Source organism: Clostridium sp. CS1-1 (assembly GCF_056135525.1).
Map to the genome: position 1 here is coordinate 3,970,681 of NZ_CM148680.1, position 15,025 is coordinate 3,985,705.

The window sequence follows — 15,025 nt, forward strand, 5'->3', positions numbered from 1 at the left end:
AACCTATTCAACACTCAAATCTTATAAAGCAACTGGTCACTTAACCTTTCAGCCCCCTTACCATCTACAACTTTTGAAGCCTTTTCACTCATAACTTTTCTTAAATCATAGTCCTGTGAAATACTCATTATGGTAGTTATAAACTCTTCTTTTTTAATATCATTAATTAGACCTACATTTTTTATTATACTTAATTCATCCATCTTTTGAGCTAAGCACTTTTGATTATCTGCAAGTATAACACCAATAGTAGGTACACCACAAACTGCTAATTCATATAGTGTACTACCACAAGCAGCAATAGCCATATCACATTTTTGCATTAATTCATACATATTTGCATTATAGTATAGTTGTATTTTAGCGCACTGAAACTCTTTTATTTTATTATCTTCCTTAAAAGATGGCCCTATTACCACATGAAAATTATAATCCAAATCCTTTATCCATTCTAATATTTTTTCTGTATTATATTGTGGATCTGACCCACCTATAGTAATCATTATATCCTTTACTTTTTCATTTATAATTTTACAAGATACCTTTGTAAACTCTTCCCTAAGCATTGCATAGCTAGGGCCAAGCAATAGCTTGGTATCAGTGTTTACTCTGTAGTTTAAATCTTCTGCATTCATATTCTGATTTATTATGAAATCTACATCAAAATAATGTAGATTCATATCATCTATATAAGCAGTTTTTTCAAACATAGTTTTTGTTTCCTTAAAATACTGTTCCTTTACTTCGTAACTATCTGTAATTAGAAGTTCTGCTTTTACAAATTTTAAATCTTCTACTATATGATTTTGTCTAATTACTTGAACTTTAAAGCCTTCTTTAATTACCTTTTCTATACCTTTTTTATATTTAGATATTATAGCTTTAAATGCCCTGGATTCCTCTAATTCTATATTAAAATTTGCAATTTCAATATAGTTTGTACGATTATTTAGCACTTCAAAATCATTCTTCAAAATTTCATAAACTTCCTCATTTACTCTACAAACATAAAAAACTTCACTTTTTTTAGCAAGTTCCTTTGCCAAAGTAAGAGTACGCATTATGTGCCCCATTCCAAATTCAGAACCACCATCAGCACGAATTGCTATTTTCATAATATCACCTAGCCTAGTATTATATATTATAGATTTATTTTAACTTGTTATAGTAATCACTTTTATCCTATAACTACTCAATCTAATACTTCCATCTGATTCAAGCTTCAATTCATAGATACTATTTTATAATTAAAATTTAAAAATCTACAACTTACTAAAGATAACATCCTGTAATTTCTTTTCTACAGTACCATTTATCCTAGCGCCTCTACTACAATTTATAAATTCTACTTTTGGATTATCTTCTATTTCCTTTTCTATGCAATACTTAAAGTATAAAAAGCCAGCAGTAGTATTAAGAAGCTTTCCTTCTACACCCATAACCTTTTCATATACAGTATCTTCCTTAGGTGCTGAATTACTCATATTATAGGTTTCTTTAAAGGATTCAGTATGACTTTTGTTATCTACAAAAGCTAAATCTTGACCTACCAATATAATCTTATTAGCACCACCTTTTACTGCTATGTCAATAGTGGCTACTGCTACAGTTTTTCCTGTATTTATTATTATATCATCACTTTTATCATTTTCATTAAAAAACATATACTTAGGTCCATTATAACCAGAAACTGCCCATCTTGAAGCAGTACTTAAAAAACATAAGGGTATATCTTCATTTTCAAAGCCTCTAAGTTGATTTTTTACTATTTCCTGTGAATCAATTATGACAACCACATCTGGCTTTATACCATTATTCATAAGCGTTCTGAAAGCACTTCCCACTGTGAAAATCTTAACTTTACCATTAGCTGCTTTTAAATATTCTATATTTTCATCTAATGATGGACCAGAAGCAACTATAATCACTGGTTTGTTTTTACAATCATAAAGTTCATAAAATCTCTTTAGTGTTGAACTATTTGCTTTTAAATTCTCCTCATAGTTCTCTCTCATAAGCTGTCCAAACCTTTCAATACCTATCTTGGCCATATCATAGCCTTCTAATATTGACTTAAGCTTCTTAAAGCTTTCAGGTAAAACCTTCACAGAAGGCTTATATATTAAAATATCTTCTACTAAAGCAAGTTTTTCTTGAAAATTTTCAAAAAAGTTTATCGAATATCCTTTAAAAAATGTAACTCTTTTATCTGCTTTTATCTTGTCATATAGTCTTAATTCTTCGCCTTTTGCTAAAATATCATCATCTGCATCAAAAAGATAAATTTTACAGTTTTCCTTTGCTCTTTTTAAAAGTTCTATTATATGATAACCAAAAGCTACGCCATAAACTACAATCGTGTCTTTATTTAAATATATGTGTTCAGTGTTATCTAAGAGCTTTTCAGCCTCTTTTGAAGGGTAGTATTTACTGTGAAGCAAAATTTTATTTGATGAAATAGTTTGCGTTCCTTCTTTTGTATCGATTATATTTATATCTCTATAACTCAAAATAATCCTCTCCTAATTGCTATCGATTAAAAACTCTCCTAATATTATTTTATTTCCATGACTAGCAGAATTCTTTTTTTCACTTACTCTAATTGTAGCTCTATGACTTCCCTCTGATAAATTAGTTACATTTAAAGCACAAGTAAAATAAGGTTCTGTATTAGAGTATAAATCTATAATTCCTGTAGAACCATCTATGTCAATCTCCAGCATACCTGCATCCTTAGACAATAAAGTGGAAATTGCAAAATATTTACCAGTAAAATCAAATTGAATACAATCCCCAACTATATCACTTACAGCTGCTAAAGACATTTTACCCTTCATATTTATCTCTTCTTCTCTCCAATGCCCATAAAAAGTAGCTTTTTCATAGCTTATAAGCTCAGGATTTTTAAATTCATACCCTGAAATTAAATTATTGTTCATTACAGGTTTATTAAATAAGGCTCCAGTATTTTCTCCTAAAAACTTCATTATGCATTCTGAATAAATATGATGCCCTTTATCATTTGGATGAAGATTATCAATAGATATTTCACTCCAGCTATATTTGTTTAATACTATATTGTTCCAAACATAATTCTGAATATCAATTGAGGATATGTTATGGTAGTATCCTATTCTTTTATGTAAATCACCACACGAATCTGCTAAACCTGTTGGAGTAATTAAAAGTATTATAGACGGAACTTTGGGAAGTTTTAAAAGCTGTCTTATTATTCCTTCCATTGTAATTGAAACAGAGTTTCCATCCACAATTCTATCATTTACTGCAAACTCAATAAAAACTAAGTCAGGGTCTTTTTCAATTACATCTCTTTTCAATCTAAAGAGACCAAATTGAGAACCAGTTCCTCCAATACCTGCATTGAAGATATTTACTTTTTTATTATTAAGTTTGTTTGTTATGTATTTCCCTATTTTATGTGCAAAGGAGTTGCTATAACTAGATGCTCCTGTCCCCTCTGTTATAGAACCACCTAAAAAAACAATGTTGAAGCTTTCCATAATAGTCCTCCTAGAATTTAATTAATAGTTTTTAATATACTTAAAAGGTCAGAGGGTATGTCCGACCTTTTCTAATAGCAAAATAGATTACCATTCTATTATTTCATTTAATATTTTTGTAAATTTTTCAGCTCCCTGATGGTTTAAATGAGATACATCTTTAAAATCTTCATCGTTAAATAATTCTGACCTAAAATAATCTATATATTGAAAATCATATTGTTTTTTCACTTCACTAATTATACTATGGAATTCCTCTTCAATTATTTTAGAAAAATGTTTTGTATAATATTTGGTAGCAGGATACACTACAACTATTGGCTTTATGTTATTATCCCTTAAAAATTGAAGATACTCTTTAAAAATTTCAATGTTTTCTTTTACCGTTTTGGGATAATCTTTGTTACTATCTGTTTCAGCTTGTCTTTTACCTATTAATTCTTTATCTCCATAGTCTTTTAAGATAGGAACATCCCATTTAAAATCATAATTTCCACTTTTATTTTTTCTAAATATATTATCTGCTATACTTTTATTTGTTTCAAATTCTTTATATATTCTATCTATACCCTTAAAATGATGCGCTGTTTTTAAAACAGGATAATAAAGCACAGTTTTATTTCTCATAGCTGATAAAGACATATCATACTGAAAACTATAGTAACAAAGTCCTATAAGAATATACTTAATGTTTGAACACTTTTCAGGTGCATTTTTAAAAAGATATTTAATTGTCCCATAATCATAAAAAAGATCCTGACTAGCAAATGCAAATTTATAGGATTTTTTGCAACAAACATCTTCTCTAAAGCCTGCAAAAGCATATGATATCCCTGTAATTAAAACCTCTACATCTTCATTTGTATTTATTAAAAATTTATCAACATAACACTTGTAATAGTTCCAATAATTGTCAAAAAACTTATGATACTGAAATATTTTATCACTTTTTATTCCCATTGATATAAGTTGATTATATATTTCTTCATTGTATTGACTTGCTATTATTATATAATCATATTTATAGTCTTTTATTTTATCCGGTCTTGTAACCATAACATCCCTTACTTTTTTGCCCCATCTACTAGCATCATTATCTATATAGGCTAAGATTGTTACTTCATCACTTAATACATTTTCAACTAAAACAGAAGACTTTCCTGTTCCAAACATTAATACTTTGTACAAACAAATCACCTTTTTACAACAGATTTAATACTAAATTCGTTAACAAACAACCTCACTTACTGTAAAACTATATAAAATAATTATATGTATAATGATCTATTTTAAAATGAAAATTTCATTATGTTTTTGCCTAATTGCTTGTTGTTACACTCCATTTGAAAGACTTTATAAAAATCAACAATATTTGTAATCCTATTCTCACTTAAAACTAATTTTTTTATATTATTATAAAATACTTCATTCTTAAATAAATCTACAGCAAGTTTAAAATCATCAATATTACTTCTAGTAACTCCATAAAAACTTAATCCCTTTTCTAATATTTTTCTTGTGTTTATTTCAGGTTCATTTTCCGATACCCCTGTTAAAATAATTTTTCCTCCAACTTTAATGCTGTGGATAATTTCATTTATAGCAGAACCTGCAAAACTTCCTCCCACACACTCAAATCCAACATCTATAAGACTCTCCCTAATCTCAGCATCTTCTGATAAAAATGTTTTATAACATGGAAATTTTAATAATTTATCTTTATGTTTACCAACTACTATTATCTTACCCTTAGGATGAAGCAAGTTCAAAACTACACTCAGTATATATCCAAAAGTGCCATCACCCCATATGCCTATAGTTTCATCTCCTTTTAAATCTACTCTCCTATAAGCAGAACATGCCACAGATACAAGTTCTGAAAAAACCATAACAGATAAATCTAAGCCTTTGGGAATCTCAATTATGTTTTTTACTGGGTAACTTATAAATTCCTTTGAAAAACCATTATAATTGCTAGAAGCAAACTTAGCATGTGGACAATAATTCTCTCCAAGTTCCTCCAAATTACAAACCTTATGTTTGCATTCTTCATCACATTTATTTAGTATAAGATTTGGCACAAGAGTTACCTTATCACCTACTGCAAATTTTCTACTTTTATCTTGAATGATTGTACCAACCGCTTCATGTAAAAGATTCATTGGATATTTTAAACCTAATGTTTTTTCATCTCTTTTACCTAAATAATACCTAATGTCAGCTTTACAAACCGCAGCATTTTCAATTTTAACAATTGCTTCGTTATAACTACAACTAATCTCTTCAATATATAAGTCGAATCTTTTAGGTTCTACTATTTTAAAACTTTTAGTAAACACTAAATCATCTCCATTTTTCCCATTTTTATTATAGCTTTTAATAATAATAAATCATCAAAAGAAGTAATTTTAAAATTAAGCTTTTCTCCCATAACTAAATTCACTGTATGTCCAAGTCTTAAAACAAGTTGACAGTCATCTGTAGAATTTTCTATATTATTTTTTCTAGCAACTTCATGAGCTTTCTTTATTAAATGAAACTTAAAACTCTGAGGAGTCTGCCCTAAATACAACTCACTTCTTTTTGGTATTTCGCTTATTGTACTATTAGTAACACTTTTAACTATTGTATCAGCTGTTGGAATAACAGTATCTACTGCTCCATGATTAATAGTTTCGTTAATATTATCAGTAATAATCCTGTGTGAAACTAATGGTCTCACTGAATCATGTATAACTAAAATATCTTCATCAGTACAATGCTCTTTGAGTTTTTCAACTGCATTACATACAGATTCTTGTCTTGTAGTCCCACCTTCCATTATCCATTTCACTTTATTAAGTTCATATTTTCTTATGAAAATCTTTATATCTTCTACCCATTCTTTAAGACATACAATAGCTATATAATCAATATCAGGATGGTTATCAAAAGTTTCAAGTGTATGAATTATTATAGGCTTTCCATATACATCTATAAATTGCTTAGGCTTGTCTATTATACCCATTCTGCTACCTATTCCACCTGCAAGTATTACTCCTATATTCATTTTAATTCCTCCTAAACTAATTTAATTTGTTTATAGGCAATTTTTCATTTCTTTTTAACTCGATTATTCTATATATTATATCAAAAATATATCCAAATATTAAAACAATATATAGAGTTTTCACAAGTCCAAATATCAGCATAATTGAACTTATAATATCCAATGTACCTAAATCCATACCTATTATATAACCCCTATCCATAAAATATTTTTTAATGCCTTTCCTTTCTACAACTTTAAGTTTTCTAAGTCTAGGCACAATATAGTATGTAGGAATTATACGATAAGCACTTATTAGAATAACGACTGCAATTATATAGTACCATTCTATAGAATTAATACCTAACGCTATAAAAATACCGTTATAAAATATACTATCATTTATATTATCCAGTTTTGCACCTAACTTACTTTTCATATCTTTATATCTCGCTAAGTTTCCATCAAGTATATCTAAAAATAAATATACTTGTATTAATAAAGAGACCATTACATAATATTTTCTATAGGCTAAATAAAATATTACAAATGAAAGCATTATATTTAAAATCGTAACCATATTAGGCGTTATAAATGTTTTTGATATATATGGTAGTATCGGTTCCACAACTTTTTTCGTATAGAAGTATTCTGCTATATGCATTGTTTTATCTGAACGTTTAAATTGCTGTTCTTTCAAAGCATTCACCTTCTTAATTAAATTTTATCTATAGAGTATATATTAGGTTTTATAATTTTATCTTTATATGTTTTTTGTATAGTTGCAGCTATCTCATCTACAAATGCAAATGAACCTACCGCATAACAATTTATATTATAATTTATAGCTTCATCTAATGAAATTACCTCAATACCTTCAAAAACTTTTCCCCAGAGTTTTTCATTTTTATCTACTAAACACTTAACATTAATATCAAACATCTTAAGTGATCTTAATAAATTTTCTCCTGCTTCACCAGCCCCATATACAATAACATTATTTATATTGTCATTTTTTATTCTCATAGCTATTCTACTCGTTACACTCAAATAATTTGTTGAATTAGAATATAGCAATTCCTTTTTAAATAGTAGTAAAGGTTCTTTTATTGATATTACAGCTTCAGGCCATGGAACTTTATAATAATTGCTTAATAGTAAAAATTTATTACATCCTACTTCGTCCAATAAATTAAAATCTTTTTTTCTACATATTTTATTAACAGCATAACTTCCAAAGTTATCTTCATAATGTAAGTTCCCAAGATAATAAGCTTCATCATAGTTAGGTAAAGTTATAAACCTAGATATTAATTGACAAATCTCTCTTTTCCTTTTTAGAACATCACTTTTTAAAAATTTCTTGTCTTTTATTAATTTAATGAAATATTTTTGAAACAAAATTATGCCTTCATGACAAAGTTTCTTATTATTAATTTCATCAACAGGTATTCTATTGTTATCTAATATTGGTGTTAACTTTTCATTCTCTTTATAATACCCTAATGTACTACCTTCATCAGTCATTAGTATTTCATCAATAACCTCGGTATTTCTAGTTATAGTTTTGATTAGATCATTATTTTCTCCTGCGTTTCCAACTAATCCTCTCACATCATATCCCTTAAGTAAATTTTGTTTATTAGCCTCATCGCCTATAGCAAGTAAATGAACCGATTTAATTTTAATTCCACTATTCTCAAAAGCTTCTTGAAAAAAGCATTGTATTTTTCCTCTATATCCAATATCTACAGTAATAAATTTGTCGTCTAAGTTAAAGTTATCACTCATATACCTTATAAATAACTCTCTTTTTTTCTCCAACATTTCATTAACTTTAAATTTTATTTTATCGCTTAAAATTAATAGATATAATTCTTCTTCCAACGTCTTTCCATTACTCATAATTACTTTTTTAGCTTCGCTTAACAATACTAACTTATAATTTTCAAACTTAGATATTTGTTGCTTTATTTCAAACATATTAAACAGATTTTCCACATTAAAATTTCTTCTTTGAAATACACTATCTAAAACTTTTTCATTTATTTCTTTTAATGATGGCATCCAGACTGCTTGTCTTGAAATATACATAGGTTTTACATTAATATCTAAATTTCTATGTCTAATAGAATTTTTAATTATTCTCGATAAAAGTGTACCTTCTCTCATAAATGGATATATATTTTTAATATTTTCTTTTTCTGCTATATCTACAATCCATTCAGAAAATATTGATAGAAACGGTCCTAATACACTACAACCAAACTCAAACCAAAATTTTTCATCATTTTTAAAATTAACACTATAAGAACTACATAGCTTTCTTAAGGATAGTAATTCTGGAAGTATTGATTCATATTTTATCTTTTCAAGTTCAAATATAGTATCATTTTCTTTAGGTATTAAATTATAATGAACTGTTTTAATATTAAATTTTTCAGCACTTATTATGTCAGCATTTTTATTATCTCCTATATGTAATATATTTTTTGATTCTATATTATGAAATCTACCTAAAACAATGTCAAATAGCTTACCATTTTTCTTTGAAGCTTTATATTCATTTGAAACAAAAATATCTGTTATACTTCCTAAATTAAAATTATTAAATTCTAATATTTCTCTAATGCTCTCTTTATTAAGATACATATCAGATACAAGAATTACAGGTATTCTATTATTATTAAAATACTGAATAAGTGATTTAATATTAGGATTAATATAACAATATCTCTTTTCCGTTTCTAATTCTATTTTTTTAATTTTATTGATATTTCCAATAGAATCTGGAATAAATGAATATATATCATCCAAATTAGCCGCATCCTTTTTACATTTAACAGCCTCTTTTTCTGCTAAAACCCTTACTTGCTTAAATTCAAATGGTGTTATTCCATCTCTAATTAAACCTTCATTTATTGCTTCTTCACCAACTTTTAAAAATAAATCAGATGGCTTATCTACCATTCTTAAAATTAATGTATCAAAAATATCAAGACTTAATAATTTAATGTTTTTTAGTTTGCTTTGTATTTTATGTAAAAACTTATCTTTTTTCCATAATTCAATGAAAGCCTCTTCATACAAATGCTGCATTTTATTTCTCCATTTCCTTATTAATATGGTACAATTTATATATCGACAAAAACATAAAAAAATTAAGGGCCTATCTATAATAGTCCCTTTTTCACATAAAATAAAGATAATATTAAAATAACTAATATATATATATATTTAAAACCCTAATATATACTACAAAGCAAATTTATAAAACCTTACTCTATATACCATAACCAAGCATATAATCACAAATTATATTTAATCCTAACTTATCCATCATTTCCTTGGCTTCTTTTTTTCCTGGAGTGGTTGAAATAAAAAGATATTGAAATTTTATATTTTCAAGTTCGTTAATATTATATATTTTTACATCTTCAACTTTCCCACTTTTGTATTTATCTATAAAACCAATTAATTTAAAATTAGGCAAAACCTCATCTATAATTTTTTTTGTTGTGAAACCTGAATTACTTGCCCCCCAAATAATATAATTTATATTTTCACCTTCAAACTTGTCCTTAAGATAGCTTAATTTCAACCTAAAAACATTCATGAAATTAGAATTTAAATTATCCATATAGTTAAGTTTATCTAAATAATTATTCCAACTTATATTGTCTATAATATTTTTATATTTTAATTCATATGTTTTATTGACAAATTCCCAATTGTTTTTTTTCATTAAACTCTTTTCTGAATATAAATTATTATTAGTACTAGATTTATAAATTCTTAAATATCTACTAACTTCATTTTCTATTGATCTATCCGAAACATCTATATTTCTCTTAAGATAATTTAATATTTTTGGATTTTCAGCCAACATTCTCAATATACTTGCTAACTGTTCAGAATTACCTGACTCAAATGTAAACCCATTTACACCATTTTTAACAAACTCAACCATAGCACCTATATTGCTACATATAACTGGTATATTTCTTTCTAAAGCTTCACCAATTACAAAAGAATAACTTTCATAACACAGTGAAGGACATACTAAAACATCTAACGATTGATAAACATCATTTAATTTTTCTTTTTTAAATTCTCCGCATATTTCAATATTATTATTATCCTTTAACAAATATAGTAAATCTTCCGATCCCATACCATACACTTTTAATTTTACGTTTGTGTATTCCTTTAATTTGTTAAAAGCATCTATTAAAACATAAACTCCTTTTATGTATGAAGTAACACTAGTATAACCAAAAGTTATATCACTATTTTCCTTATATATTCTATTTTTACTTTCTACTTTATCATCGCTTAATCCATGATTTATAACCTCTATTTTTATATTACCAAATTCTTTAATATACATCTTTTTCAAAAATTCAGAAGGTGTAATTACCATTTTGGAATTTTTTATCAATTCCATAGCTTCAGCTAATCTAGCCTTAAAATCAACATCCAAATCATTGCATTTTTTTAGGCATTCATTACCACAATAACTACTTTCACAAATATCACCTTTTAAATTTATTAAAAACAACTTCGGGCAGAATAAAAAACAATCTGTTAAAGTCATAATATATGGTATATTTAACTCGATAGCTGAATATATTAATTCTGCTATCTTTCTTGTATGACAAACATGAATCATATCTGGCTTTTCATCTATAAGTAATTGTTTACATTCTATTAATTCTACATTTCTTAGTTCATAAGAACTATTTTTATTTTCATTAATACTCTTAATTGCAATTACATTTATATTATCATATTTAAATCTTTTCACCAATATATTTCCAATTTTTTCAGTATATTCACTATTTCTGTATGAACTATAAGTCAATATAGTTACATCATTTCCTTTTTTATGAACATTTTTTGCAACATTATATATAAATTTTGTTGTTCCTGTAGATACTTGAGGCAGAAATTGATCTGCCAAATATAAAATTTTCACAACTCAGCCCACCTATTATAACAATATCACTATGTTATAGTTTCACATTTTATTGCATTAGTAACTGTATTTTATCTCAATTATAATTAAAATACAGTTACCAATATTTCTTAATTCCCTTTATGTATATTTATGCTCTAATCCTGTAAAAAGGTTAACTAAACTGATCAAATACTTCACATAACCTTTTAGTCAAATTCTTTCTATCATATTTTTTTACTTTGTCCTTATTTACTATAATACTATTATCATCATTTAACCATTTAACATAATTAGAATACACAAATTCCTCTATCCCCCTTATATTAGAATATGAAAAATTTTGTCCACATCCTGTTTCATTAAGCAAACCTTCTACTAAACCTCCTTCAGGCGACAATGCTAATACCGGTTTCTCTAAACGGAGATATTCAAAAATCTTCCCTGTATAACAACTTTTAAAGCCTTCTGATTCTCCCAAAATCAATAATAACATATCTGAATTATTGGCTTGTTTTAATGAATCTATATGATTTAAATACCCATACCATTTAATAACATCTTTAAATTCATAATCTAACATCTTTTCTTTTATTTCACGTAATATATGCTCCTTAGGAAACATTATTTGTATTTTATCTTCTGATATTTTCTTATTTTTAATTAAATTTTTTACAGCTTCAAATAAAGAAAAGGGATGTCTCTCTTTATAATTTATTGTACCATTATACAAAACAGTAAACTTACTATTTGAATTTTTCTTTTTTCTTAGCTTTATAAAGTCTTCTTCATCATAACCATTAGTTATAGTTGTAATCTTATCTTTCGAAATTCCGAATAATTTCGTGTAGTTTTCACTAATAATAGGACTGACTGTTATTATTTTATCCGCATAATTAACATATTTCGTTTCCATGTCTAATGCCATTCTATAGTTAAAGCTATTCTTATCAAAATTAACAAATGGAGCATTTGTCCACTCATCACGAAAATCAACAACCCATGGTATATTATATTTACTTTTTAGGTAGTATCCGATCAAACCTGTAGACTCTGGCCCTATTGTTGTATATACTAATTTTATTTCTGTCATATCAACATATTTATTTATATTGCTTATTACCTTATTAACCCAAAGAGAATATCTATCCGGAATTACAAATAAGGATCTTAGTTCTTCTAGCTTGCATTCTATGTCCATAATTCTTTCTTTTTTCAAATCTTCTGTTAAAATTTCAAAAGAATATTTAAACCTTTCCAATATATCATCCAAAAATATGTCCGTATAATTTTTTAATTTTTCATCATCTATTCTAATTACTTGAATATCTTTAGGTATTTCTGATAAAAGTGACTCATCTGAAATATTAAATAAGGATTGTCCGCATGTCACAACTATAGGCTCATATCCAAATTCCCTTAAATATTTTACAAACTTTAAGCTTCTTTGAACTGCAGGACCAGATAGTGGTGGAAAAACATATGCGACAAATAAAACTTTTTTCATTATAAACTCCTCCAAAGCTATTAGCATTAAATAATTTAAGGATTATTTACTCCTGTTTTTAACAAAATAATACGGATATGTTATTACATAAATGCATGCAATGCCTAAAAATGAAAATAAAACTTTTATAAAATAAATTATGTTGCCAAAGTATTTATCAAACCATATTGAATAAAAATTAATTTTCTGCTCATAGGTTTCCTCGTAACAATTGAAGAATATGTTTTTACAACTCTTTATTTTGGAAACTATCATAAGTGTTTCCTCAAAGTTATCAAAATGTACTGTTGATGATGGAATATATATTTCATCAAAATAAATGTTATCTAGCTTATTTCTTAATTCTTGATTATTTTTAAAATTTTTATAAATAAAAAAACCATCTTCTTTTTCAATATAATTTATGTAGGGATACATCTCTTTAAATGAGGAAACGGAACTTTTTTGAATTAAACAGAATAAACTGTACTCAATATCTTTATTTTTAGTACTTATATGTTTTATAAGCTTATCCATAGTAGGCATATTAGCACATCTTATAATTAGTATATTTTTCATTCAATCACCTTTTCATTTGAAATTTAATTTATCAATAATTTGCTTCCCTGAAAAACCAACTGCACTATTTTTATATAAATATTTCATAGTATATTCATATGCCTCTTTCCAACCATTCCAATGTTCCTTGTCAAAAGATGAGTTATGCCATAACATAGTAAAAACTCCATTATACCTTTTTACTATATCTATCTTATTTTTAATTTCATCAATTGCATCTTCTATATTTAAACCCATATACTTTTTGTCTTTTAAAGTTCCTTCCATAACAATAAGAGGTATTTCCCAAATATTTAGCTCCCTGTTTTGCATAACATCAAATGGTTTAAATGGCATGCATATGCCACACCTAAAGCCATCATAATCCGCATAGCTTAAAGTAGTGTCATATAATAACCCTAATTGTTCCGATATACTCCAGCTTTCTGGAGCCTTGAATCGCAAATAATGATTTCTTCCACCATATTCTTTGTCTATTACATATTTATCTAATAGACTCTTTTCTTTTTTTCTTTGTTCAAAATCATTATATGAATTAAAACTATAATGATATCCTACTTCACATTGTTCATTATGAAGTTCATTAATTAATTTTATAATTCTTTCATCTGATATATCATAATAATTTTCAAAAGATGATGTTCCACCACACATAAAGTAAAAAGACGATTTAAAGTTATATTGTTTTTCAATTTTCCTCATGTAATCAAATGTATAAAAGGAATCGTTTTTATAATCCAAATTACTTAAAGTATGCAAAAAAATATCCCTATACGCTAAAAAAGTATTTTTATTTTTTAAGTTTTTTATATCCTTTTTTAATGGATATATATATTTAAACGGCATGTCTACATCATGAGTTAAACAAGCTGCAAAGTCATATTCACCCCATATGTTTCTTCTTTTATATCCTAAATTAAAAGAATCAATCCAGTTCCATAACCATTCTATATATTCATTAACTATAGGAATATCTAAAAAACCTTCTTTGTAAGCAAGGCTCTCTGATGCTGGAAATCTATCATATAAATCTCTTTTTATCTTGTCCCACAATAAAACTTCCTCATATCTTGTAAGCATAAAAAAAGAAGATTGGATTATATCCATATTAGTAATTAAATAGTTATCTTTCTCTATTATATAACACTCTTTTCTATCTTCCTTTGATAAATATATTACTGGAAACCCATTATATCTCTTAATATGATGTTGAGGCATACTTTCTAATTTAAGATAACAATCTGAAAATAAATAGGAAGGTTTTATATTTATTACATTTTTCCTATGAAAAACTTCATCACTATAATTAATAATTAATGTATCGTAATTATATGCTACTAAACTTTGTATGAAACCTATATCAATATTCAACATATTGAATATTGTAGAAAATACATATTCTATTTGATTTTTGAATAAATTATTTTTATAGTATACATAAATCATATTTTATT

The 15,025-nt window shown here is 26.4% G+C and carries 12 protein-coding genes; all 12 read right to left on the reverse strand.

Annotated features, from left to right (window positions below; genetic code table 11):
* Positions 1-14: 14 nt before the first annotated feature.
* The 12 genes from pseG to AC0N0V_RS18755 all read right to left on the reverse strand — a co-directional run bounded on the left by pseG (position 15) and on the right by AC0N0V_RS18755 (position 15,017).
* Complete coding sequence (gene pseG / locus AC0N0V_RS18700) at positions 15-1,115, reverse strand: UDP-2,4-diacetamido-2,4,6-trideoxy-beta-L-altropyranose hydrolase (RefSeq protein WP_474460234.1); 1,101 nt, start codon at positions 1,113-1,115, stop codon at positions 15-17.
* A 147-nt stretch (positions 1,116-1,262) separates the two neighbouring features.
* The gene (locus AC0N0V_RS18705; protein WP_474460236.1) at positions 1,263-2,510 is read right to left on the reverse strand and encodes a motility associated factor glycosyltransferase family protein; all 1,248 of its coding nucleotides are present in this window, start codon (positions 2,508-2,510) and stop codon (positions 1,263-1,265) included.
* Positions 2,511-2,522: 12 nt separating this feature from the next.
* Positions 2,523-3,521, reverse strand: a complete 999-nt coding sequence (locus AC0N0V_RS18710) for an SGNH/GDSL hydrolase family protein (RefSeq protein WP_474460238.1) — start codon at positions 3,519-3,521, stop codon at positions 2,523-2,525.
* A gap of 87 nt (positions 3,522-3,608) precedes the next feature.
* Positions 3,609-4,709 carry a chemotaxis protein gene (locus AC0N0V_RS18715; RefSeq protein WP_474460240.1) on the reverse strand — a complete coding sequence of 367 codons (1,101 nt, stop codon included), beginning with the start codon at positions 4,707-4,709 and terminating at the stop codon, positions 3,609-3,611.
* Between the two features lie 101 nt (positions 4,710-4,810).
* Positions 4,811-5,860 (reverse strand): alcohol dehydrogenase catalytic domain-containing protein, encoded by a 1,050-nt coding sequence (locus tag AC0N0V_RS18720; RefSeq protein ID WP_474460243.1) that lies wholly within the window; start codon positions 5,858-5,860, stop codon positions 4,811-4,813.
* Positions 5,860-6,570, reverse strand: coding sequence for a 2-C-methyl-D-erythritol 4-phosphate cytidylyltransferase (gene ispD / locus AC0N0V_RS18725; protein WP_474460246.1), 711 nt, complete (start codon positions 6,568-6,570; stop codon positions 5,860-5,862). Before ispD ends, AC0N0V_RS18720 begins: the two co-directional genes overlap by 1 nt.
* A gap of 16 nt (positions 6,571-6,586) precedes the next feature.
* A complete protein-coding gene (locus AC0N0V_RS18730; protein ID WP_474460248.1) occupies positions 6,587-7,249 on the reverse strand; it encodes a CDP-alcohol phosphatidyltransferase family protein in 663 nt (220 codons plus the stop codon).
* Between the two features lie 17 nt (positions 7,250-7,266).
* Positions 7,267-9,648 (reverse strand): HAD family hydrolase, encoded by a 2,382-nt coding sequence (locus tag AC0N0V_RS18735; RefSeq protein WP_474460250.1) that lies wholly within the window; start codon positions 9,646-9,648, stop codon positions 7,267-7,269.
* Positions 9,649-9,832: 184 nt separating this feature from the next.
* Positions 9,833-11,527, reverse strand: coding sequence for a glycosyltransferase (locus tag AC0N0V_RS18740; RefSeq protein WP_474460252.1), 1,695 nt, complete (start codon positions 11,525-11,527; stop codon positions 9,833-9,835).
* Between the two features lie 154 nt (positions 11,528-11,681).
* Positions 11,682-13,013 (reverse strand): glycosyltransferase, encoded by a 1,332-nt coding sequence (locus tag AC0N0V_RS18745; RefSeq protein ID WP_474460254.1) that lies wholly within the window; start codon positions 13,011-13,013, stop codon positions 11,682-11,684.
* Between the two features lie 42 nt (positions 13,014-13,055).
* The gene (locus tag AC0N0V_RS18750; protein ID WP_474460256.1) at positions 13,056-13,571 is read right to left on the reverse strand and encodes a hypothetical protein; all 516 of its coding nucleotides are present in this window, start codon (positions 13,569-13,571) and stop codon (positions 13,056-13,058) included.
* Between the two features lie 12 nt (positions 13,572-13,583).
* Positions 13,584-15,017 (reverse strand): polysaccharide deacetylase family protein, encoded by a 1,434-nt coding sequence (locus AC0N0V_RS18755; protein WP_474460258.1) that lies wholly within the window; start codon positions 15,015-15,017, stop codon positions 13,584-13,586.
* Positions 15,018-15,025: the final 8 nt, after the last annotated feature.